Below are 21059 nucleotides of genomic sequence, written 5' to 3' on the forward strand. Positions count from 1 at the left end.
GATGATCGGGCAAGCGCTGAACCGTGTCGACGGCCCGTTGAAGGTCGCCGGCCGGGCCACATACGCCTACGAGCAGTGGGGGGCCGGCCAGCCTCTCTACGGTTTCATCGTCGGCGCGACGATCGGCAAAGGCCGCATCACCCGCATCGACACCGAGGACGCCGAACGCGCACCCGGCGTAAAGATGGTGATGACCTATCACAATGCCCCCGCGCAGGGTGTCCGTGACGCGTCTGCTCCGGCCGAATTCTGGCGTGCCCAGCCGGTGCTGACCGGCCCCGACATCCACTATTACGGCGAGCCGGTGGCACTCGTCGTCGCCACGACCCTCGAACAGGCCCGGGCGGCGGCCGGTCTGGTCGAAGTCGAATACGCCGGCGGGCACGGCCGTTTCAACTTTGCCGAGCAGGAAGACGAGGTGTACATCCCGAAAGTGGTCAACGCCGGTCTCCCTACCGACACTGCGGTCGGCGATTTCGATGCCGGGTTCGACAGCGCGGCGGTCAAGGTCGACCAGCTGTACACCACGCCGTACGAGCTCTCGATGCCGATGGAACCGCACGCGTGCCTGGTGGAACCGCGCGACGAGGACCTGGTCGTCTACGTCAGCTGCCAGATCGTCGACGCGGCGCGGACCTCGGTCGCCGGCACGCTTCGGCTCGACCCGGAGCGGGTTCACATCGTCACCCCCTTCGTCGGCGGGGGATTCGGCTCCAAGCTGGGCGTCCATTCCGAGACGATCCTGGCGGCGCTCGCCGCTCGCGAGTTGCGCCAACCGGTCAAGGTCGCGATGACCAGGCAGCAGATCTTCCAGCTCGTCGGCAACCGTCCCACCACCAGCCAGCGGGTTCGACTGGGCGCGGAGCAGGACGGACGGCTCAGCGCGATCGCCCATGACGTCACCATGCACACCAACCCCGACGTGGAGTACGCCGAGCAGACCGCCGCCACGACCCGCAGTCTCTACGCCGCGCCCCACCGGTTGACCAGCCACCGGCTTGCGCCGCTCGATCTGCCGCCCGGGTCGGACGTACGCGCGCCGGGCGAGGCGCCGGGCATGCTGGCGGTCGAGTCGGCGATGGACGAGCTGGCCCAGGCGCTCGGGATGGACCCGGTCGAGCTGCGGATCCTCAACGAGCCCACCGTCGATCCCGAGCGAGACGTGCCGTACAGCGACCGGCACCTGGTCGAGTGCCTGCGCGAAGGCGCGCGCCGGTTCGGCTGGGAGCACCGCCCCGCCACCCCGGCGAGTGTGCGCGACGGGCGGTGGCTGGTCGGCTACGGCATGTCGGCCGCCATCCGCGGGCACTTCCAAGGGCCGACAGCGGCGCGAGTGCAGTTGGAGGCCGACGGCACCGCCGTCGTCCAGACAGACATGACCGACCTCGGCACGGGCACGTACACCGTCCTGACCCAGGTCGCGGCCGACGGGCTCGGGCTGCCGCCCGATCGGGTGCGGGTCGAGCTCGGGCGTTCCGAGTTTCCCACCAGCTGGGGGTCCGGCGGCTCGTGGGGCGCCGCCGGCTCGAGCAATGCGGTGCACGGTGCGTGTATGGCCCTGCGCGAGCAGCTCCTGGCCGCGGCGCGCGGCGACACGCGCTCGCCCCTGCATGGCCTGGACCCGGCAGACGCCGTGTTCTCGGACGGCAACGTGGTGGTCGGCGCGGCGTCCGAGGCGCTGAGCGAAATCGTCGCACGCAACCGTCCGGAAGGGTTCGAGGCGGAGGGCGGTACCCGCTTCATGGGCGACGATCCGAACTACACGGACTACTCGATCAGCACCTACGGGGCCCATTTCGCTGAAGTGGGGGTCGACGCGGACACCGCCGAGATCCGTCTGCGGCGGATGCTCGGCGTGTTCTCGGTGGGCCGCGTGCTCAACGCGAAGACGGCTCGCTCACAGCTGATCGGCGGCATGATCTGGGGAGCCGGCGCGGCCCTCGAAGAGGAGGCCGTGGTCGACCTGCGATCCGGCGCTTTCGTCAACCGGGACTTCGCGCAATACCTGGTGCCGGTGCACGCCGACGTCCCCGACGTCGACGCGGTCGTCCTTGACGGGTACGACGACAAGGCCAATGCCCTGGGCGCGAAGGGCGTCGGCGAGCTGGGCATCTGCGGGGCCGGTGCGTCGATCGCGAACGCGGTGTTCAACGCCACCGGCGTGCGCGTGCGCGACTTCCCCATCACCATCGAGAAGGTGCTGCCGGGTCTGCCACTGATGGATACGTGAATCCGTGAATCCGTGACAACGGTGCCGGTTTCGCCGGCCAGTGGGCGTGAGCCGGCGAAACCGGGACCGACCGCACCGAGCACCTGAGGCAGATCCCGCCGGACACCCACGTCGGCCACCGCCGCCCCACAAGAGAGTCCCTGCTGATCCACAAGAGAGTCCGTGCTGATCCACATCGGCTGCGCCTGGCTGAGCACTCCGCCGCCCGAGCCAAGATCACCCACGCGCTCGCAGCCTGAGCCCGTACGCACATCTCTCCGCCCTCGGATCAGGCACCACCCGCTACACTGACCGCGGTGGCTGCGCCCTCACGGGCTGCCACCACGACCTGTCGCCAAGCAAGCCCGAGCAGTCCGCCCACCTCGGCAGACTTCCGGACACGCTTTCCGACAGATCCCCGCCTTCGTAGCTCAGGGGATAGAGCACCGCTCTCCTAAAGCGGGTGTCGCAGGTTCGAATCCTGCCGGGGGCACCAGGCAAAAGGCCCCGGACCGATCACGGTCCGGGGCCTTTTGACGGCATCATTTGACGGCAGTCGTGTCTCAGGCCCCGGCAGACGGCGCTTGAGCAGGCGGTCCATGTGGCTGATCGCCTCCCGCTGGGTGTCGTGGACGACGTGGGTATAGACGTCCATCGTGATGCTGATCTGACTGTGTCCGAGGATCTCCATGATGACCCTCGGCGCGACACCGGCCGCCGTCAGCAGCGTGGCGCAGCCGTGCCGCGCATCGTGCAGCCGGACCTACCCGCAGACCGGCATTGGCAGCAACTCGGGTGAAGGACCGGCAAAGGACGCAGGAACACCGCGTGTGAACACTGAGCCCATCGGCTCATGGTCCAACTTGTTGATATATGGGCGTGTTACTGCCGAACATGCCAAGTGATCCAGTGTGTGCAGTTCAAGCTCACATCGGATGCAGGAGTCATCCGAAACGAAACGCTTGAGACAAGGAGCACACATGAGTCCTGAGCACAGGACAGGTACACCGTTCGGTCCCCTGCTGAGAGCCAAGCGCAAGAAGATTGGCGGGCTCACCTCAGTCGCGCTGCTGATGGCGATCGGACTGGTCACTCCCGCCGCGGCCACCACGCACAACGTGACCTCCCACAGGGGCGTCGTATCCGCCGACGACCCCAAGTGCGACAAATATGGCATGGGGAGCCTCGGCAAGTGCAAGAAGCCGAAGCCGCCCACGCCGCCAACGCCGCCAACGGGCTGCTTCGACATCGACTCGACAGTTCAGGATCCGGACAAGTACATCTCGGTGGTGTGTGACGGGCAGGTGTACGTCCTGACGGTCAGAGAGGCGCCGCCCACCGACCCGGATCCCGTGGGCGACTGGGAGGCTGTGGGAGGTCCGACCAACGTTGTCGACGCCACGCTGGCGACGCGCGACAACGAGGTCTACGTCAGCGTGCTGACGTCGACCGGCGCGGTACAGCAGGGCGTTTGCCCCGCAACGGAGCCGATCGGACCGTGCACGTTCTACGACATGCCCACGCCTCCGTGATGAGACGATGGCCAACCGCAAGTGGACCGATGAGGAAACCCAGGTCGGAGGCAACGTAAGTAGCCCGCTGTAGATCTGCCGACCTCAGCGAATCGGCGTCGCGCCTGCCGTGCGCGTGTGCGACTTTCCGCTCATCTGTCATGCGGGCCCTCTACGAGTCGAATGACGGCAGCCTCTGACGGCAACGACGTAGACCGGAGCGACCGCAAGACAGTGTCCGGCACGTTCGTGCGTTTGACCTTCACTCCTGCCTAGCATCAAGCGGCCCGGCTGGTGGTTGCCGACCAGCCGGGCCGCTTGATGCTCAGCCTCGCGGAGGCAGAGAGGGCGAACCCCCTCACCGGCACTCCGCATGGCCGTTCAACTATGCGGGCACCATCCCGATGCCGGAGCAAGCAAACCCCCGGATCAGGTCGAACCCGTACACCACTTCCCTGGACGCAACCGCGGACCATCCGGAGCCGCGAAGACGACATCACGGCGGCGGGCAGGGAGTTGAGTGGGCGTCAGCCACTGGCGGCGAACGTTGTCTGATGTGGCACTGGTTCGCCTCTCCCCGAGTTGGCTCAGAAGACGCCGTAGCCGCCGTAGCCGCCCACCACGACGATGGTTACGCCGCCGTAGCCGTTGTCGTAGCCATACCCGTTGTCGTAGCCGTAGCCGTAGCCGTAGCCATAACCGTACCCGTTGTCGTAGCCGTAGCCGTAGCAGTCATCCCGCCAGCCGCACCGGTCGTAGGAGTGGCTGGCCGCGGAGGTCGCGTGGGCAGGGGCGGCCGCAGCCGCGCCTGCGGCACCAACAGCGGCGCCACCACCCAGCATCAGACCGGCGGCGGCTACAGCGAGGGAACGCTTGATATGAGGTGCTCGCATGAGTCTCTACCTTTCCTTCCGCCACCGAAGATCGAAGGCGGGTGGCCACAGCGCATGCAACGCATACGGTGCGGTTCGCAGAGGTCACAGGTCCGAGCGGGAGCACGTCTCGCCGCTCATTGGTTCCGGTCGTTCCGGAATCTTGCCGCCCGGGCGTACCCCGGTTGCGACTCTCACAGGAATTACGTTAGTGGCACATACCCTCCCCAGCATCTTGAGGAGAAGTCTGCTCATTTCCGCAGGTCAGCGTTTCCGCGGTCAGGCCCGAGCCATGACATCCCCCTGGCGCCGTACCTCTTCGACGGTGATGCCCCAGAGGCCACACCACCCGCATGGAGTATGGGCAGCCAAGTGGGGTTGTCCCGGCCCTCGATGAAGCGAAGACCGCGGCGCGGGCGGCGGCCGGCTGGGCCGGGCGGCGGTGTGAAGCAGCTCCCGTTCGAGGGTGGCGAAGAACGACTCGGCGAGTGCGTTGACAGTCCCAGCACCGACCGGTGCGGCCGACCGAGAGTCGCACTCCCAACTCATCGGTGAGTACGGCGAATTGATGGCTGGTGTACTGCCCAGGACGTCCTCGATCCGAGTGGAAGATCACCGGACCGGTGGGGGCGACGCTGCCGGCAGGCGGCCGTGAGGGCATCGGCGACCAGATCGGTCGTCAGGTGGTCGGCCGTCGCCCAGCCCACTGTCAAGCGGTCAAGCGGTCAAGCGGTCAAGGCGCGGTCCCCAGACCGTGCCATTCTCGTGCCAGAACGGACGGGAACTCACGGGGACCCGGGGTCAGAGGTGAGTTCGACCCGCTCTACCCACGGTAGGGAACCCACTGGTCACGCACGCGATCGCCCAGCCTCGCTCCTGAAGCGGAAGCGGGTGTCGCAGGGCAGTTCATGATGCCGCTGTCAGCGGAAAAGTTCAGGTTCTATCGAGTGAACCCAGCCGTTCCGCGCGTAGCGGCCGATGTGACAGCGGGAAGGCCATTGCACACCGGACAAACGATGGGCAGGAAGCATCCCTATGCCGAAGTTCCTCATCCAGGCCACCTACACGCCCGAGGGCACCAAGGGGCTGCTCAAGGAAGGCGCGAGTAGCCGGCGTGCCGCCGTCGACCATGTCGTCACCAACCTCGGCGGGCAGGTCGAGGCCATGTACTTCACCTTCGGGGAGGACGACATCATGCTGATCGTCGACTTCCCCGACCCGGTATCCATGGCCGCCGTCAGCCTCACCGTCAAGGCCAGCGGAGCCCTCCACACCCGGGCCACCCCTCTCCTCACCCTCGACGAGATCGACGAGGCCGCCCGTCGGCAAGTCACCTTCCGCTCCCCCGGCACGTGAGCCGCGGAGCCCGGTGCCCGGCCCCGGTACCGGCACCGGCACCGGCACCGGCACCGGACTCTCCGCGCAGAGCGTGACGAGCGCGCGCTACTCAGCCTCCGGTGAGACGGCACAACTCGGACCTGGCCTCCCGCCGGCCCGCAGTGGCACGTCCGTGACACGGCCTTCACCTTGACCGTGGGTCAGGTGGTCACCCGAGTGCGCCGCCGCCTCAGATGGGGGCGCAGGCTCACCAGGACCGCGGCGATCACCGCCCACAGCGCGAGGGTGGCCAATGGCTGCACCGCCTGCGCGCCGTGGAAGTAGCTCAGGTCCGTCACGGCGCGGACGGCCGCGCCCGGCGGCAGCAGGGCGGAGACGGCGCGAGCGGCGGAAGGCAGGAGGTCCGGGCCGATGGTGGCTCCGCTGGTGGAGTTGCCGACCGTGAGCAGCAAAAGGGTGGCGACCGGCACGCCGACCGGGCCGAGGTAGGTGCCCAGCAGCTTGGTGGTGAACGCGGCTGCCGCGGCCAGCAGGGTCAAGCCGAACGCCAGCGGCATCACCGGCGCGGGCACCGCCCCGAGGATGGGTCCGGCGATGACGGTGGCGACGATGCCGATGGCCACAGAGGCGCCGGACAGCAGCCAGAACCGGTGGCGCAGGCGCAGATGGTTCGCGAGCCCGAGGGCGTTCTGGGCGAGGACGAAGCCGGCCAGCGTGACGCCGAACGCCACGTAGAACCCGGCCAGTCCACGGGAGTCGAAACGGGCGAACGGGACGACGTCCACCGTGGTCAGGTGCTGGCTCGACCCGTGGGCATAGGCGCCGATCAGGCTCCTGACGGCCGTCGTCGTCGACTGCCCGTTGGCCCCGCCGACCTCCAGGCGCAACCGGTCGGAGTCCGCACTGCCGCTGAGCGCGGCCACGACATCGCGGCGCTCCAGCTCAGCGCGCCCCTTGGCGGCGTCGGCGACAGGACGGACGTCGACGCTGTCACCGAGGACCTGGCGTATCTCGCCCGAGAGCTCCTGCCCGGCGACAGCCACCGGCACCCGGTGCGGCTGGGGGTCGCGCTGCAGACCGACATAGCAGCCCACGAAGGCCGCCACGAGGATCAGGGCGATCACGGCCGGCTGGAGCCAGAGCCGGACCGGTGGCGCGGTCGAGGAGGAGGCGGTGGTCAGGTCGGCTTCTGCGGCCGGGCCGAGGCGAGTGGCCATGCAATGTCTCCCGTGAAGGGGACGCGCCCTTGGATGAGAGGAGGGGAGCGCCCACAATAGATGATGCGGGTGATCTAAAGAGAAGCGTACGATAGATGTCGTACGACATCCAAAAAGGGGCGCCTTATGGGTCGCGTCTCACATGCACGGCACAGGCACAGGCACAGGCGAACCGGCGGCGGGTCGTGGAGCGGGCCTCGCATGTCTGAGATCCACCGCCGACATCAACGACACCGGACGGGGCACGCACCAGCGCCTACGTGGCGGCCGGACGCCCGTACGAGGCGAGCCGCGCGTTCCAGGCCGTACTCGACCTGCCCGATGGCCGTGCGCGGCGCGACGGTGGCCGGACGGCGGTGACGCAGGCCGTCACCGAGGGAGCGGTCCCGAGTTCCTACGCCGCCGGTTCGATGTTCTGGTTGGCGTGGAACAGGTTCTTCGGGTCGTACTTGCGCTTGACCTCCGCCAGGCGGTCGTAGTTGTGGCGGTACGTCGCCCGGACGCGGTCCTGGTGCTCGTCCTCGCCGATGAAGTTCACGTACGAACCGCCCATCGAATACGGGTGCAGGTCGTGCCAGTACGCCCTCGCCCACTGCTTGACCGCCTCCGCGTTCGCCGGGTCCGGGTCGATGCCTGCGATGACGCCCGACCAGACCGCGTCCCGGTAGCCCCAGGCCGTCGCGTCCTCGGAGACCCGGGACGCGGCCGCGTTCACCGGATAGAGGTGCATCGTCGACAGCGGTGTGGGGAGGTTCGCGGCGAACTTGGCGTGTACGTCGATCGCCTCGTCCGTGATGCGGTCGAAGAAGTCGCCGCGCCAGTACCACTGCAGGCCCTTGGGGAGCAGCTCGTCGAACATCGTCTGGAGTGCCGGGTACGGCATCGGTGCGGTGAACTGGAAGGCGGGCGGGCCCACTTCCGCCGCCGCCGCGATCGCCTCGTTCGTACTGCCCAGGTCTCCCGTCCAGCACCACACCACCCCGCACATCTTCCGGCCGTGGATCTCCTCGGGGAACGGTGGTCCCGGCGGCACGGTCAGCGCGGCGAAGAAGCCGTTCAGGTCCTCGGGCGCCCGGGGCAGGAACTCCCGGTACCACTCCAGGACTTCACGGGTCTTCTCGACCGGCCACAGCGTCAGCGCGACGCCCACCGCGTGCACCGGATGGAGCTCGAACTCGAACGCGGTGACGATGCCGAAGTTTCCGCCGCCGCCCCTCAACGCCCAGAAAAGGTCGGAGTGTTCGGTCTCGCTCGCCGTGACGAAGCTGCCGTCCGCGAGGACCATGTCCACGCTGCGGAGGCTGTCGATCGTCAGGCCGTACTTGCGCGTCAGGTGGCCGTGCCCGCCGCCGAGGGTCAGGCCCGCGATGCCGGTCGTCGACATGATTCCGGCGGGTACCGCCAGGCCGAACGCGTGCGCCGCGTGGTCCAGGTCGCCGAGTTGGCTGCCGCCGCCCACCCACGCCGTCTTCTGCGCGGGGTCGACGCGCACCCAGCGCATCGGTGACAGGTCGATCGTGATCGCGTCGTCGACGAGGCACAGGCCGCCGCCGCTGTGGCCACCGCCGCGTACGGCGAGTTCCAGTCCGTGGTCGCGGATGAAGTCGACCGCCGCCATGACGTCCGCCGCGTCCGAGCAGCGCACCATCGCGGCCGGCCGGCGGTCGATCATCCCGTTGTAGATCTTGCGCGCTTCGTCGTACTCGCGGTCGCCCCGCGCAATCACCGGGCCACGCAGCTCAGTTCGCATCAGACCGACGAGGTCCGTGGTGGCGGCGTCCGGGGCGATGGTGCCAGTGCCGGTATCGGTATCCGTGTCGGTGTCGGTGTCGTTCATGGCGCTCCTCGACGGGACGCATCGCTCCGCGGACCGCTGTCCCCCCGTCCCGTCCTTCCGCCTCCCGGCGGCGTCGGTGAGCGGTTTGTGCGCCGGCGTGCGGGCCCCCGTCAGCCACCGACACACCTCATCGAGCGCCGGCTGACACTTCCAGGATCCGCCCGCCCGGCAGGCCCCGCAATCGCGGAGCACCATGAAGACATGGAGGGATCGGACTGAGTCATGGACGAACCGGACCACGTCATGGAAGGGCCGGACGGCCTCGGCGGCGTCAGCCGTCCCGGCCGGCTCGCCGCCCTGGGCGAAGGCATCACCCCCGATGAACTCGCGCTCGCCGCGCGTAATCACGGCCTCCCGCTGGAAGCCCTTCGCTACGACGTCACCCCGCCCGGTCTGCACTACGTCCTCGTCCATTACGACATTCCGGCCGCAAGCGCCGACGACTGGCAGCTCAGGGTCGACGGCCTGGTCAGGACGCCGCTGACCCTCGGCCTTGCGGCCCTGCGGTCCCTGCCCGCCGTCACGCGCCGCGTCACGCTGGAGTGCGCGGGCAACGGCCGCGCCCTGCTCACGCCCCGGCCGATAAGCCAGCCCTGGCTGGTCGAGGCGGTCGGCACGGCGGACTGGACCGGAGTGCCGCTGCGCGTCCTCCTCGACGAGGCCGGGGTGGACCAGGGCGCCGTCGAGGCCGTCTTCACCGGCGCCGACCACGGTGTCGAGCGCGGTGTCGAGCAGGACTACCGGCGGAGCCTGCCCGTCGCGGTGGCCTGCGGTGACGTACTCGTCGCGTACGACATGAACGGCGCGCCCCTGCCGCCGCAGCACGGCTACCCGCTGCGGCTCGTCGTCCCCGGCTGGTACGGCATGGCGCATGTGAAGTGGCTGCGCGGGATCACGCTGGTCGACGCCCCGTTCGACGGGTTCCAGCAGGCGGTCGCCTACCGCTTCCGGTGGGACGCCGACGATCCCGGCGAGCCCGTCACCAAGATCCTGCCGCGCGCCCTGATGATCCCGCCCGGGTTCCCCGACTTCATGTCGCGGGCCCGCGTCGTCCGCCCCGGGGCCGTACTCCTCGAAGGCCGCGCCTGGTCCGGGCACGGCCCCGTGACCAGGGTCGACGTGACCACGGACGACGGCGCCACGTGGAGCGAGGCCGCGCTGGACGGGGCCCCGTCTCACCGGCAGGCGGCGGCCTGGCTGCGCTGGCAGGCCCCGTGGACCGCCGTGCCAGGCACCCATGTCCTCGGAGCCCGCGCCACCGACGCCACCGGCCGCACCCAGCCGCTCACGCAGCCGTGGAACCGCGGCGGCTTCGCCAACAACCTGGTCCAGCGCATCCCTGTCCACTGCCTCTGACCGCCGGTCCCGTCACGGACGAGGCCGGCGGCACGGACGAGGCCGTCACGGACGAGGCCTGATCCAAGGAACCTCACGCTTCATCAGGAACCACTCCGCCGCCGTCTCCGGGCGCTCCCCCGTGCCGTGGCGGACCAGCGGGTCGTGGTGGACGCGGTCGGGCGGTACGCGGTGCAGCACGGCCAGTTGGGTCTCCACCGCGTCGACCATGGCCGAGGGGCCGCTGACGTAGACGTGAGGCCACTCGGCGGGCGCGTGCCGCGGGCTCTGGGCGGTGGCGTATCGCGTCAACTCCCGCAGGAGCGTTGCGTCCGCGTCGGGCCCCTCGCGCCGAGGCAGCGCGCCCACCAGCCGCAGCCACGGGCGCGCGCCGCCGAGGAGTTCCAGGACACCGAGGTCGTACACGTCGTCTTCCGTGCGGGCGCCGATGAGCAGCGTGGCGGTCGCGGAGCCGCGGCGGACGGCGAACTCCTCGATCAGCGCCTTGATCTGCGCCCAGCCCGTCCCCCCGGCGACGAAGAGCAGCTCCCCCTCCGGCGCTTCGGGGAGCGTCGTCGTGCCCAGGGGCGGGCCGAGGCGGACCGACCCGCCCGGCGCGACCTCGTCGACCAGGGCGCTGCTCAGGAGGCCCCCGTCGACGCGGCGTATGTGGAAGTCGAGGGTGCCGTCGGCGCGCGGGGCGTTCGCGATCGAGTACGGGCGCCAGACCTGCGGTGCCTCGGGGGCCGTCAGCGTCGCGTACTGCCCGGGTATGAAGGGGTACGGCCGGCCGGGGCCGACCGTGAGGACGGCGATGTCCTCGGCGCGGCGCTCGTGGCGGAGCACCTCCGCGTCCCACCAGGCCGGTTCCGACTCCGGCACGGACTGCGCTCCGGCGATCATGATTTTGGAGATGAGTTCGTAGGCCGCGCGCCAGGCGGCCTCCGTCTTCGGCGTCCAGGCGCTGCCCGAGAAGAACCTGAGGGTCGCTATGAGGCTGTCCCCGACAGCCGGGTAGTGCTCGGCGCGGGCCCCGAACTTGCGGTGGTCGAAGCCGAGCGTACGCAGATGGTCGACGAGCGCGTCGGTGTCCTCGAGGTTCGAGATCGCCGTGGTCAGGGCGGCGAAGAGGCGGTCGCGCTGTTCCTCCATCCGCTCCGGGAACATGGCCCGTAAGCCGGGGTGGTGCTGGAACAGATGGGCGTAGAAGTACTTGGTCAGCGCCTCCGCCCGGCGTTCCACGACGGCGAGGCTGGAGCGGATCAGGGCAGGGTTGAGGGCGGCGTACCGTCTCGCGCCAGTACTCGTCGTCACTGGCCGGGGCCTCCATTTCACGATCAGGCCGGAGGCCTACACACGGGCGCCATCCGGACGCCGCGCCTCTATCCTGAGGCAGCATGCAGGGGGACGCGGGAGCAACCGGAGAATTCAGGGGCGGCCGATGACGGCGTCCTCGGGTCCGCTGTTCGTCATGCCGCCTCCGGACGGGCCGCGGGACGCCTGGGTCACGCTGCCCGACGAGGGGCCCGATCCGACGGCGCTCCCCGAGGTCAGACCGCGCGACGACCGGGGCCGGGCCGAGGGCCCCGGCGAATCCGCCCTGGAACAGGGCGAGTTACTGGCCGGCCAGTATCAGGTCGTACGGCGTCTCGGGCGCGGCGGCATGGGCGACGTGTATCTCGCGCTCGACAAGAAGGTCGACGACCGCGAGGTCGCCGTGAAGACCCTGCGGCCGGAACAACTCACCTCACGGCTCGGCTCGTTGGAGGACGAACGGCAGGCGTTCGCCGACCTCCACCACGACGGGATCATCCCCGTCTTCAACTACGGCCGCCACGCCCGCGTCGGCCCGTTCCTCGTCCTGCCGTACGTCGACGGGCTCAACCTCGACGAGATCCGGGCGCTCGCCCGGCACGACCCGGACCGGTTCGGCGGCGCCCGCTTCCACGAGTTCGTACTCGCGTACGGGCTGCGCATCCTGTCCGCGCTCGACCATCTGCACGCGCGGCCCGCACCTCGGAAGGTGTACGGCGACCTGAAGCCGCAGAACGTGATGCACGACGGCGCCACCACCAAGGTCATCGACGTGGGGTCCATCCGCGAGGAGGGCGCGCCCGGCCTGACCACCGAGGGCTTCCGTGCGCCGAACGTGCCCCTCGCCCCGCCCGCCCTGGCCGGCGCGTCGACGCCGCGCGACGACCTGTTCAGCCTGGGCGAGACGCTGCGCACGCTGAGCGGACTCGGCATCGGACCCCACTCGCCGGCCGAACTCGGCGCCCTGGACCGGATACACGAAGGCGATCCGGTGACGGCGCAGGCCGCCGCGCTGACCACCACCCCGGCGCCGGAGGGCCTCGGCCTCGTCTCGCTGGCGCGCGCCCTGCGCCGCGCCACCCGCCCCGAACCCGCCGACCGGTACGCGGACGCGGACGAGATGGCGGATCAACTGCGGGGAGTGTTCCGCGAGTTGAGGTCGCTGCGGACCGGGCAGGAGACGTTCGAGCCGTCGCCGCTGTTCCTGCAGTCGCCGTACGCCCTGGACGGGGCGCTCGGCGTCGCGCCGGTCCTGCCACGCTGGGCCACCCCCACCGGAGGCACCCCGCCCGCCCCGCTGCACGAGCCGCCGTCCGCCGCCGATGTCGCGGGCCGGCTGCCCGTGCCGCGCCCCGACCCGCACGACGCCCACCACGACAGCCTCAGCCGCCTGGCCGACGCCGACCCCGCCGCGCTCCTCCAGCACACCGGGGACTGGCGCGATTCCCCCGAGGTACGGCTCCTGCGGTGCAGGCTCCGGCTGCGCGTCGCCGTACGCGCCGAACGCGCGGAGGGCGAACGGCCGGACCTGGAGGCCGCCGCCGAGGAGCTGCGCGGCGCCGTCGACGGCATCGGGCGCGAACGGTCGAGGCACGACTGGCGCATCGACTGGCACCGCGGCCTCCTCGACCTCGCCAACGACGACGTGGCGTCCGCACGCGACTACTTCGACCAGGTCTACGGCGCGATCCCCGGCGAGTACGCGCCCAAGCTCGCCCTCGGCCACTGCGCCGAGCGGCTCGGCCACTGGCACGAGGCGCTGACCTTCTACGAGGCCGTACGGCTGCGCAACCCCTCGCTCGGCAGCGCGGCGTTCGGCGCGGCACGGGCCCGCCTCGCGCTCGGGGGCGCCACCCCCGACACCTACGCCATCGAGGCGCTCGACGCGGTGCCGCAGCACTCGCGGCACCGCACGGGGGCGCGGACCGCGACCGTGCGCATCGCCGTCGAGTACGCGACGGCGGCCGACGGCCTGCGCACCGCGCTCACCCGGCTCGCCCGGCTCTTCAACGAGCACGGGCTCACCGACGAGCAGGCCCGCGTACGGATGAAGGCCGAGGTGTGGGAGGCAGCGCAGCGCCTCGTGGCGCACGGGAAGGTGGACAAGGAGGCGCTCGCGCGGCTCTCGGAAGCGGCGGACCGGCGTGACAAAGACGCGCGGGACTCGGGCGGGCGGCTCGAATTCCCGTCTACGGAAGCCACGTTGAGGCGTCAGCTCTCGCAGTTCTACCGGGCACTCGCCCGGCAGGCCGCCCGCTCCGACAGCCCGCACGGCGAGGCAGTCGCCGAACGCCTCCTGGACCGCGCCTACTTGGTCAGGCCGCTCGCACTGTCGCACCGCCGCGACAGGACCTGGCCGACCCGCCTGCGGCTCACCGGGCGGCGACCGGCGGCGGACCGGTGACCCCCACGCCGAGGCGGGCGGGCGAGTGGGCCAGGCCCCTCGCGAGCGCCGCGCTCAAGGGCGTACGCGTGCTGTGGCGGTACGTGTGGGCCCCGCCCGCACGGGCCACGAAGCCCGCGGCGGCCCCGCCCCGTAACCGCGCCTACCTCCACGACCGCCTCGTCGCCCTCCCCCTCCTCGCCGCCGTCGCCTTCTGCGGACTCGGCTTCACCGTCACGTCCCTGCGCGACGACTCCGCCGCGATCCGCACGCACATCGCGCCCGCGCTCAGAGACCTGGCCGACGCGCGGATCTCGCTGCGGATCGCCCAGCGGGAGGCCGAGGTGAGCCTCGGCGCCGGGGACGCCGTCGAACTGAGCGGGCTCAGCCCCCGCTACGGCTCCCGGATCACCGGCGCCGCCCAGGACCTCAGCCAGGTCTCGCGCAGCGGCGCCCTGACCGCGGCCGAGCGCCAGGAGCTCGACGTCGTCTCCGGCCTCGTCGACGGCTACGAGCGCTGGATCGCCTGGGCCCAGACGAACGTCTCCGACGGGTCCCTGTACAGAGCCGGACTCTCCTACGCCCAGAGCATGCTCTGCTCGCCCGATCGCCACGATCCCTACGAACCCGCCACCGGCCGCTACGCCCCCTACCCCCGCTGCGCACCCGTCACCGGCAGCGAGGCGACGACCGTCGTCGACCGCATCTCGGATCTCGAACGCGCCCTGCGCCACCGCCTGGAGGCGCGCGCCACGCTCGGCCCCGCCGCCGTCACCGCCGCCGCCGTGTCGGCCGTCGCGTTCGTGCTCCTGACCGCCGGCCTGTGGCGCACCCTGCGCTTCCTGCGGATCCGCTTCCGCATCCTGGCCAGCCCGCCGCTGCTCGCCGCCGCGCTGCCGCTGCTCGCCGTGCCCGCGATCGCCCTCAACGGGCTGTACGCGTACGCCGCCCAGGAGGACACCGTGCCGATCGCCCGCCGCCTGTACGCGGTGACCTCGCCGTCCACGGAGGTCGCCTTCGAGGAACGCCGCACCGACCCGCTCGACCCGCACCACCACCGCGCCATCGTCACGCTCGCCGACTCGATGGACGACGTCCTGGACAACCGCCGGCTCGCCGCCCTCGACGCAGTGGCCCCCTGGGCGGCGCCCGCCGGCCTCCTCGTCGCCGTCGTCATCGGCGCCACCCTCCACGCCTACCGGCGCGAGTATCTGCTCGTGGGGCGCCCGGGGACCGCCGTATGAGGCGCCGGAGCAGGGTGCTGCGGCTCGCGCTCGCCGCCTGCCTGCTCGCCCTCACCGCGCTCACCGGCGGCTGCGCGGGCGGCGACACGCACCGGACCGTCGTCGTGCTCGGGCCGTGGACGGGCGACGAGGGCGCGGCGTTCGAGGCCGCCCTCGCCCGCCTGTCGCACCATAGCGGTGACCACTACGTCTACAAGGGCACCCGCTCCCTGCGCGAAACCCTCGTAGCGCAGTTGGAGGCCGGCGCCCCGCCCGATGTCGCGATCCTCAACAGCATCGGCGAGCTCACCGAGTACGCGGCCGACCGCAAACTCAAGCCGCTGTCCCCAAAAGCCGCCGAACGCGGCTACCCGCCCTGGTTCCCCACCCTCACGCTCGACGGCAGGCGCCGCACCTACTGGGTGCCGCTGCGCGTCAACCTCAAGAGCATCATGTGGAGCAAGCGCAGCACCGGGGCAAAGGCACCCAACTGGTGCGTGGGCCTGGCCGCGGACGCAACCTCCGGCTGGCCCGGCACCGACTGGATCGAGGACATCCTCCTCCACCAGGCGGGCCCCGGCACATACACGCAGTGGGCCACCGGCCGCCTCGACTGGTACAAGAACCCGGACGTGCGCCGGGCCTTCACGACCTGGTCCGAGATCCTCGGCCCACGGACGCCGGAGTCCGTCGAGGACTCCCTCACCATGTCGTTCGAGGGCACACCCGACCCGAAGGACCCGAAGGCCACCAAGCGCGGACTCCTCGGCGGCTCACTGCCGGGCTGCACCCACGAACACCAGGGCTCCTTCATCCGCTCCCTCTACCCGGGCGCCATGGGCGACCACACCCTGCGCGTGGAGCCGGCCGCCCGGTTCCTGCACGGGCAGCCCGCGTACGACAACGCGTACGAGGTGTCGGGCGACATGGCCGCCGTACTCACCGACAACCAGGCGGCGCAGGACCTCGTCACGCGCCTGACCAGCGAGGGCGGCCGCACGACGTGGTCGCAGGCCACGCAGCCGCACCTGCGGCCCTTCTTCCCCGACGCGAGCGACCCCCAGCCGGACGACCCGACCGGCAAGACCGTCGCCTCGCATCTGACCGATGACGCGGACACCCTGTGCTTCGACGCGTCGGACGTGATGCCGCCCGTGCTGCGCGACGCGTTCTACCGGGCCGTCCTGACGTACTTCCAGGACCCGCGTACGAGCACGCTCGACACGCTCCTCAAGCAGCTGGAGACCGTCCGCAGCCGGATCGCCGGACCGCTGTCGGGCCCTTCGGGGCAGGCGCACGCGCCTGACGACATCTGCGCGTAGCCGCGTCGCGGACCGACGGCCCTGCGTAGATTTGCCGTGAATAGCAGAGGCGCGTCAACCAACTCTCGGGCCACGGCTAGCGTCTATCCGAACACAATTGCCCGTCCGACCGGAACGGAACGCCGCAGTGGCCTCTGCCGAACTGTCTCCACCCCCTGCCGCACGCGCGCGCCGGTCCCCGGACATCCCCGAGCCCTGGCACGACCGGCACCGGACGGCCCTGCTCGTCACCGCCTGCATACTGCCGCTGCACGTCCTGTGGCTGGCGTTCCTCGCCACCGGCGGCGGCGACCTCGCGGCGCAGGTGGCCTGGGCCGAGTTCGCCAAGATGTACCCCGGCTCCGCGTACAACCTGTTCTGGTACGGCGGCCTCCACATCGCCAACTACAGCCTCATCTCGCCCTACCTGATGGCGTTGTTCGGCGTCGTCCCCGTCACGCTCCTGTCCGGCGTCTCGTCGACCTGGCTGGCCGCGTCGATCGTCGAGCGCACCGGCCTCCGAAGACCACTGTGGCCGGCCCTCGTGGTCGGGTTCTCGCTGTGGTGCCAGGTCGTGTCGGGGCGTTCGACGTTCATGCTGGGCGTGGCCTTCGGGCTCGCCGCCGTCCTCGCGCACATGAACGGCCGGCGCATCGTCATCGCGACGGTGTGCGCCGCGCTGTCCACGATGGCGAGCCCCGTCGCCGGGCTCTTCCTCGTCGTGGCCGGCGCCGCGTGGCTCCTGAACCGGCAGTGGGGCAAGGCCCTGTCGCTGATCCTGCCTCCGGTCCTCATCGTGGGCGTGACGACCTGGCTGTTCCCGTTCAAGGGGGAACAGCCCATGCCGTTCGGGCGGATCTTCCCACCCCTCATCGTGTGCGCGGTCGTCCTGCTGTGCGCGCCGCGTGCCTGGCGCGTGGCGCGCCTGGGCACCGCCGTGTACGCGCTCGGCGTGGTGCTCACCTATCTGATCGCCACCCCGATCGGCACGAACGTGGAGCGGCTCACGGAGATCGTGGCGCCCGCGCTGATCCTCGCCGCCGTGATGAACCGGGACCGCGGGCCCCGCTACGACGGCCGACCCGGCCGGTACTTCCCGCCCCACCGGCAGCGCGTGATGTGCATCGTCGCCATCGTGCTCTCCCTGGGCTGGCTGTCCGGCAAGACCATCGCCGACGTCGTCGCCAACACCGAGATTCCCGAGTGGGCCGTCAAGACGGACGGCGTCGTCTCCAAGCTGAAGGAACTCGGCGCCGAACGCACCCGCGTCGAGGTCGTCCCCGCCCGCGACCACCGCGAGGCGGCCGTCCTCGCGCCCTACATCAACATGGCGCGCGGCTGGAACCGGCAGGCCGACGTCGAGCGCGGACGGCTCTTCTACGAGGGGCACGGCGGCACCGACGTACCCGAGGGCGCCTTCTCCTCCGCGTCGTACCACGCCTGGCTCTCCGAGTGGGCGGTCGGCTTCGTCGTCGTCTACAACGGCGAGCCGGACGGCCCCGCGGAGCTGGAACACAAGCTGGTGTCCAGCGAGCCGGACTATCTCGAATCGGTGTGGCAGGACGCCAACTGGCACATCTACCGCGTGAAGAACGCGGTTCCGCTGGTGGACTCCCCCGGCTCGGTGGTCCGCTCCGACGGCGCCCACCTCGTCGTACGGATGCCGGAGGCCGGCTCGGTCATCGTGCGGATCGCGTACTCGCCGTGGCTGTGGGCGGACGACGGGTGCCTGCGCGAGGAGGGCGAGTTCACGCGCCTGACGGTGAAGGAGCCAGGCGACGTCCGGATCAGCTCCCAGTACGGGGGACCGTCCGGCAAGACGGCACCCAAGTGCGTGCCGCCGAAGGAGAAGTGAGCGGGTCCCTTCTGAGGGGGCCTGCAATGAGAAGCGCCCCCACGGCTGTGCTTGAGTTCTGGTGCCGTGGGGGCGCTTTCGCGTGAGACCGACCGAGACGTCAGCCGACGCGGGTGAGCTTCTCGCCGAAGCCGGGTTCGGTCAGGTCCTTCTGGAGGGCGACCGGGACGGTGACCGCGCCACCCGAACCGTCGCCGACCTTCAGCTCGCCGACCTGCGTACCGGCCTTCGCGGTGTGCGGGATGACGGCACCCTTGGCGCCGTCCGCCAGCTCCAGCTTCACGGTCAGGCCCGCCCAGCCGACCGCCGAGACGTTCTCCGTCACCACGACCGGGGTCTGCCCGCCGAGCCCGTCGTCCACGTACCCGACGACGTCGCCCTTCTTCAGGATCGTCGACGCCTTCACCGCGTCCTGCGCCGCGAGCATCGCCGTCTTGCTGACCGCGTTGACGGTGTCGATGATCGGCGCCCGGTGCTGGCCGAGGATCGCGCCGACGACCGTCACGGTCTCGCCGCCGGCGTCCTTCGTCGCGGCGAAGAGCAGGTTGCCGCCGGCCTTGGTCGTCGAACCGGTCTTCACGCCGACCGCGTTGTTGTACGGGACGAGGCGGTTGTAGTTCTGCCACGTCTTGCCCGACGGGTCCTTCCACGTCGGCAGCTTGGTGATGTCCATCAGGGCCTGGATCTTCACCAGCTCGTTGCCGAGCTTGACCTGGTCCCGAGCGGTGGAGACGGTCGTCTCCTTCAGCCCGGACGGGTCCGTGTAGGTCGTGCCGGTCATGCCGAGGTCCTTCGCGGCGGCGTTCATCTTCTTGACGAACGCCTCCTCGGAACCGGCGTCCCAACGGGCGAGGAGCCGCGCGATGTTGTTCGCGGACGGAATCATGATGGCCGACAGGGCGTCCTTCTGGCTGAGCTTGTCGCCCTCCTTGACGGTGTTCAGCGTCGACTCGCCCTCGGAGTCGTAGCCGCCCTCCTTCTCCGCCTTCGCGTCCACGTCGATGGACGGTCCGTCCTTGCCCGGCTGCAGCGGGTGGTCCTTGAGCACGACGTACGCCGTCATGGCCTTGGCCACGGACCCGATCGGTACGGGCTTCTGCTCGCCGAACTGATCCATCGAGCCGATGCCGCTGACGTCCATCGAGCCCTGGCCCTCGGCGGGCCAGGGCAGCGACACCTTGTCCCCGTCGAACGCGAACGTCGACTTGGCGGTCAGCGCCAGCGTGGGCGCGGGCAGCGGCCGTACGGTCTGTACGACCGCAAACAGGACGGCGAGCAGCAGGACGATCGGCGTCCAGATCTTCACCCTGCGCACGACCGTACGGACCCGGGTCTCCGCGGGCGGCGGCGTGTTCGTGAGCTCGGCCAGGAGGTCGAGCGGGGGCAGCGGCGGGAGCGGCTGCTGGGTGGTGCGCTCGGGGCCGACGTAGGGCTTCGCCGGCGGCGCGGTGGGCTCCGCCTTGGGCTGTGCCTCGGGCCTGGCCGGGGCCCCGGAGTCGAACCCCTTGAGCGGTACGAATTTGCTGGTGCGCTCGGCATCGGACTCGGCCTTGCCCGCACCGGCGGGCCTGGACCCGAGCGACTTGAGCATCTGGGTCGGCTGGTCGACGGGCGGCTTGACGGCCTTGAAGACGGCGGTGGCCTGGTCGACGGCCGGGGGCCTGGCTTCCGCGTCGGCGGGCCCGGCATCGTCGGACGGCTTCGCCTTGTCGGACGGCTTGGCGTCGGCGGGTGCCTTGGCCTCGTCGGCCGGCTTGGCGTCGGCCTTCGCCTCGTCGGACGGCTTCGCTTCGCCGGTCGGCTCTGCGTCGTCGGTCGGCTCGGCGTCAGCCTTCGCTGTATCGGCCGGCTCCGCGTCGGCGTCGGACGCCTCGGCTTCCGGTGCCTCAGGTTCCGGTGCCTCAGGGACATCGGAAGGCTCGGCGTCGTCGACGGTTGCCTCGGCAGCGTCGGCCGACTCGGCGTCCGCGTCGGACTCCTCGGGCGCGTCCGTGGCCTCGGCGTCGGCCGAGTCCTCAGCGGCGTCCGCCTCGTCGTCACCGGAGTCGGCCTCAGCGGCGTCGTCTGCCGCCTCCGGCCCGTCCGCCTCGTCCGCCTCGGGGGCGTCCGCGTCCCCGCCGTCCTCCGCCGCGTCAGCGGCACCCGCACCGGCCGCCTCGGGCTCATCGGCGGAGTCGTCCCGCGGACCCGCCACCCAGGCCGCCACCGCGGCACGCAGGCGTGCGTCGCCCGGCTCGTCGCCGGAACCCGGCTCCGTGCCGTCCCCGGAACCCGCCTCGGGCTCCGGGTCCGCCCCGGAATCCGATGCGCCCGAGCCCTCCGCGCCGGAGGCGTTCGCGCCCAAGTCGGAGTCCGGGTCAGGCGCGGAATCCTCCGCCGAACCGGATTCCGTCCCCGCCGCCGGAACATCCCGTACGGAGAACACCGCCGTCGCCTGATCGACCCGCTCCGGCGACTGCCTCGCCATCGCGAGCCTCGGGTCCCGTTCCTCCGGGGTCGGTCCTCCCGACGACTCCTGCTGCTTCGACCTGTCGGGGGTCCCCGCCACCGATGCCTCCTCGCTACGCGCCACGCGCTACGCCGCTGCTGTCCGAACCATGTACCAGTGTCCTGTGTGGGGGCTTCACTCAGGTGGTAGACGAGAACGACATACCTACTGGTTCC

The 21059-nt window shown here is 70.8% G+C and carries 13 protein-coding genes, 1 tRNA gene and 1 pseudogene; 9 read left to right on the forward strand and 6 right to left on the reverse strand.

Annotation, left to right across the window (positions count from 1 at the left end; genetic code table 11):
* Nucleotide 1: 1 nt before the first annotated feature.
* Together ACY0PA_RS19320 and ACY0PA_RS19325 are read left to right on the forward strand one after the other, a co-directional pair.
* On the forward strand, nucleotides 2–2230 hold the full coding sequence (locus tag ACY0PA_RS19320) for a molybdopterin cofactor-binding domain-containing protein (RefSeq protein WP_473085788.1): 2229 nt from the start codon (nucleotides 2–4) through the stop codon (nucleotides 2228–2230).
* 399 nt (nucleotides 2231–2629) lie between these two features.
* Nucleotides 2630–2705 (forward strand) — tRNA-Arg (locus ACY0PA_RS19325).
* 72 nt (nucleotides 2706–2777) lie between these two features.
* Here ACY0PA_RS19325 and ACY0PA_RS19330 read toward each other — a convergent pair.
* Nucleotides 2778–3015, reverse strand: a pseudogene (locus tag ACY0PA_RS19330) (tyrosine-type recombinase/integrase); the annotation flags it as partial.
* A gap of 174 nt (nucleotides 3016–3189) precedes the next feature.
* Here ACY0PA_RS19330 and ACY0PA_RS19335 point away from each other — a divergent pair.
* The gene (locus tag ACY0PA_RS19335) at nucleotides 3190–3741 is read left to right on the forward strand and encodes a hypothetical protein (protein ID WP_473085789.1); all 552 of its coding nucleotides are present in this window, start codon (nucleotides 3190–3192) and stop codon (nucleotides 3739–3741) included.
* A gap of 566 nt (nucleotides 3742–4307) precedes the next feature.
* Here ACY0PA_RS19335 and ACY0PA_RS19340 read toward each other — a convergent pair.
* The gene (locus ACY0PA_RS19340; protein WP_473085790.1) at nucleotides 4308–4613 is read right to left on the reverse strand and encodes a hypothetical protein; all 306 of its coding nucleotides are present in this window, start codon (nucleotides 4611–4613) and stop codon (nucleotides 4308–4310) included.
* A gap of 1014 nt (nucleotides 4614–5627) precedes the next feature.
* Here ACY0PA_RS19340 and ACY0PA_RS19345 point away from each other — a divergent pair.
* Complete coding sequence (locus ACY0PA_RS19345) at nucleotides 5628–5948, forward strand: GYD domain-containing protein (RefSeq protein WP_473085791.1); 321 nt, start codon at nucleotides 5628–5630, stop codon at nucleotides 5946–5948.
* 182 nt (nucleotides 5949–6130) lie between these two features.
* On the opposite strand, the gene ACY0PA_RS19350 is transcribed toward ACY0PA_RS19345, so the two are convergent.
* Both ACY0PA_RS19350 and ACY0PA_RS19355 read right to left on the reverse strand, forming a co-directional pair.
* Complete coding sequence (locus ACY0PA_RS19350; protein WP_473085792.1) at nucleotides 6131–7147, reverse strand: hypothetical protein; 1017 nt, start codon at nucleotides 7145–7147, stop codon at nucleotides 6131–6133.
* A gap of 394 nt (nucleotides 7148–7541) precedes the next feature.
* Nucleotides 7542–8897: an FAD-binding oxidoreductase gene (locus tag ACY0PA_RS19355; RefSeq protein ID WP_473086365.1), complete on the reverse strand. Its 1356-nt coding sequence runs from the start codon at nucleotides 8895–8897 to the stop codon at nucleotides 7542–7544.
* Nucleotides 8898–9206: 309 nt separating this feature from the next.
* Here ACY0PA_RS19355 and ACY0PA_RS19360 point away from each other — a divergent pair, with 309 nt between their 5' ends.
* Nucleotides 9207–10340, forward strand: coding sequence for a sulfite oxidase (locus ACY0PA_RS19360; RefSeq protein WP_473085793.1), 1134 nt, complete (start codon nucleotides 9207–9209; stop codon nucleotides 10338–10340).
* Between the two features lie 45 nt (nucleotides 10341–10385).
* Here ACY0PA_RS19360 and ACY0PA_RS19365 read toward each other — a convergent pair whose 3' ends face one another.
* Nucleotides 10386–11633, reverse strand: coding sequence for a globin domain-containing protein (locus ACY0PA_RS19365; protein ID WP_473085794.1), 1248 nt, complete (start codon nucleotides 11631–11633; stop codon nucleotides 10386–10388).
* A gap of 127 nt (nucleotides 11634–11760) precedes the next feature.
* On the opposite strand from ACY0PA_RS19365, the gene ACY0PA_RS19370 reads away from it, so the two are divergent.
* The 4 genes from ACY0PA_RS19370 (at nucleotide 11761) to ACY0PA_RS19385 (ending at nucleotide 18395) form a co-directional block, all read left to right on the forward strand.
* Nucleotides 11761–14037, forward strand: a complete 2277-nt coding sequence (locus ACY0PA_RS19370; protein WP_473085795.1) for a serine/threonine protein kinase — start codon at nucleotides 11761–11763, stop codon at nucleotides 14035–14037.
* On the forward strand, nucleotides 14034–15260 hold the full coding sequence (locus ACY0PA_RS19375; protein WP_473085796.1) for a hypothetical protein: 1227 nt from the start codon (nucleotides 14034–14036) through the stop codon (nucleotides 15258–15260). The genes ACY0PA_RS19370 and ACY0PA_RS19375 overlap by 4 nt, the downstream gene beginning before the upstream one ends.
* Nucleotides 15257–16561 (forward strand): extracellular solute-binding protein, encoded by a 1305-nt coding sequence (locus ACY0PA_RS19380; RefSeq protein WP_473085797.1) that lies wholly within the window; start codon nucleotides 15257–15259, stop codon nucleotides 16559–16561. Before ACY0PA_RS19375 ends, ACY0PA_RS19380 begins: the two co-directional genes overlap by 4 nt.
* A gap of 127 nt (nucleotides 16562–16688) precedes the next feature.
* The gene (locus ACY0PA_RS19385) at nucleotides 16689–18395 is read left to right on the forward strand and encodes a hypothetical protein (RefSeq protein WP_473085798.1); all 1707 of its coding nucleotides are present in this window, start codon (nucleotides 16689–16691) and stop codon (nucleotides 18393–18395) included.
* Between the two features lie 100 nt (nucleotides 18396–18495).
* Here the strand turns inward: ACY0PA_RS19385 and ACY0PA_RS19390 are convergent, their stop codons facing one another.
* A complete protein-coding gene (locus ACY0PA_RS19390) occupies nucleotides 18496–20943 on the reverse strand; it encodes a D-alanyl-D-alanine carboxypeptidase (RefSeq protein ID WP_473085799.1) in 2448 nt (815 codons plus the stop codon).
* Between the last annotated feature and the right edge of the window lie 116 nt (nucleotides 20944–21059).

The organism is Streptomyces sp. DS1-CR2, assembly GCF_055760475.1.

What these genes read in the sequence shown, in the direction of transcription:
- ACY0PA_RS19350 (WP_473085792.1), bottom strand. Translation starts at nt 7,147, where the DNA reads ATGGCCACTCGCCTCGGCCCGGCCGCAGAAGCCGACCTGACCACCGCC.
- ACY0PA_RS19340 (WP_473085790.1), bottom strand. Translation starts at nt 4,613, where the DNA reads ATGCGAGCACCTCATATCAAGCGTTCCCTCGCTGTAGCCGCCGCCGGT.
- ACY0PA_RS19380 (WP_473085797.1), top strand. Translation starts at nt 15,257, where the DNA reads ATGAGGCGCCGGAGCAGGGTGCTGCGGCTCGCGCTCGCCGCCTGCCTG.
- ACY0PA_RS19320 (WP_473085788.1), top strand. Translation starts at nt 2, where the DNA reads ATGATCGGGCAAGCGCTGAACCGTGTCGACGGCCCGTTGAAGGTCGCC.
- ACY0PA_RS19335 (WP_473085789.1), top strand. Translation starts at nt 3,190, where the DNA reads ATGAGTCCTGAGCACAGGACAGGTACACCGTTCGGTCCCCTGCTGAGA.
- ACY0PA_RS19370 (WP_473085795.1), top strand. Translation starts at nt 11,761, where the DNA reads ATGACGGCGTCCTCGGGTCCGCTGTTCGTCATGCCGCCTCCGGACGGG.
- ACY0PA_RS19360 (WP_473085793.1), top strand. Translation starts at nt 9,207, where the DNA reads ATGGACGAACCGGACCACGTCATGGAAGGGCCGGACGGCCTCGGCGGC.
- ACY0PA_RS19345 (WP_473085791.1), top strand. Translation starts at nt 5,628, where the DNA reads ATGCCGAAGTTCCTCATCCAGGCCACCTACACGCCCGAGGGCACCAAG.
- ACY0PA_RS19355 (WP_473086365.1), bottom strand. Translation starts at nt 8,897, where the DNA reads ATGCGAACTGAGCTGCGTGGCCCGGTGATTGCGCGGGGCGACCGCGAG.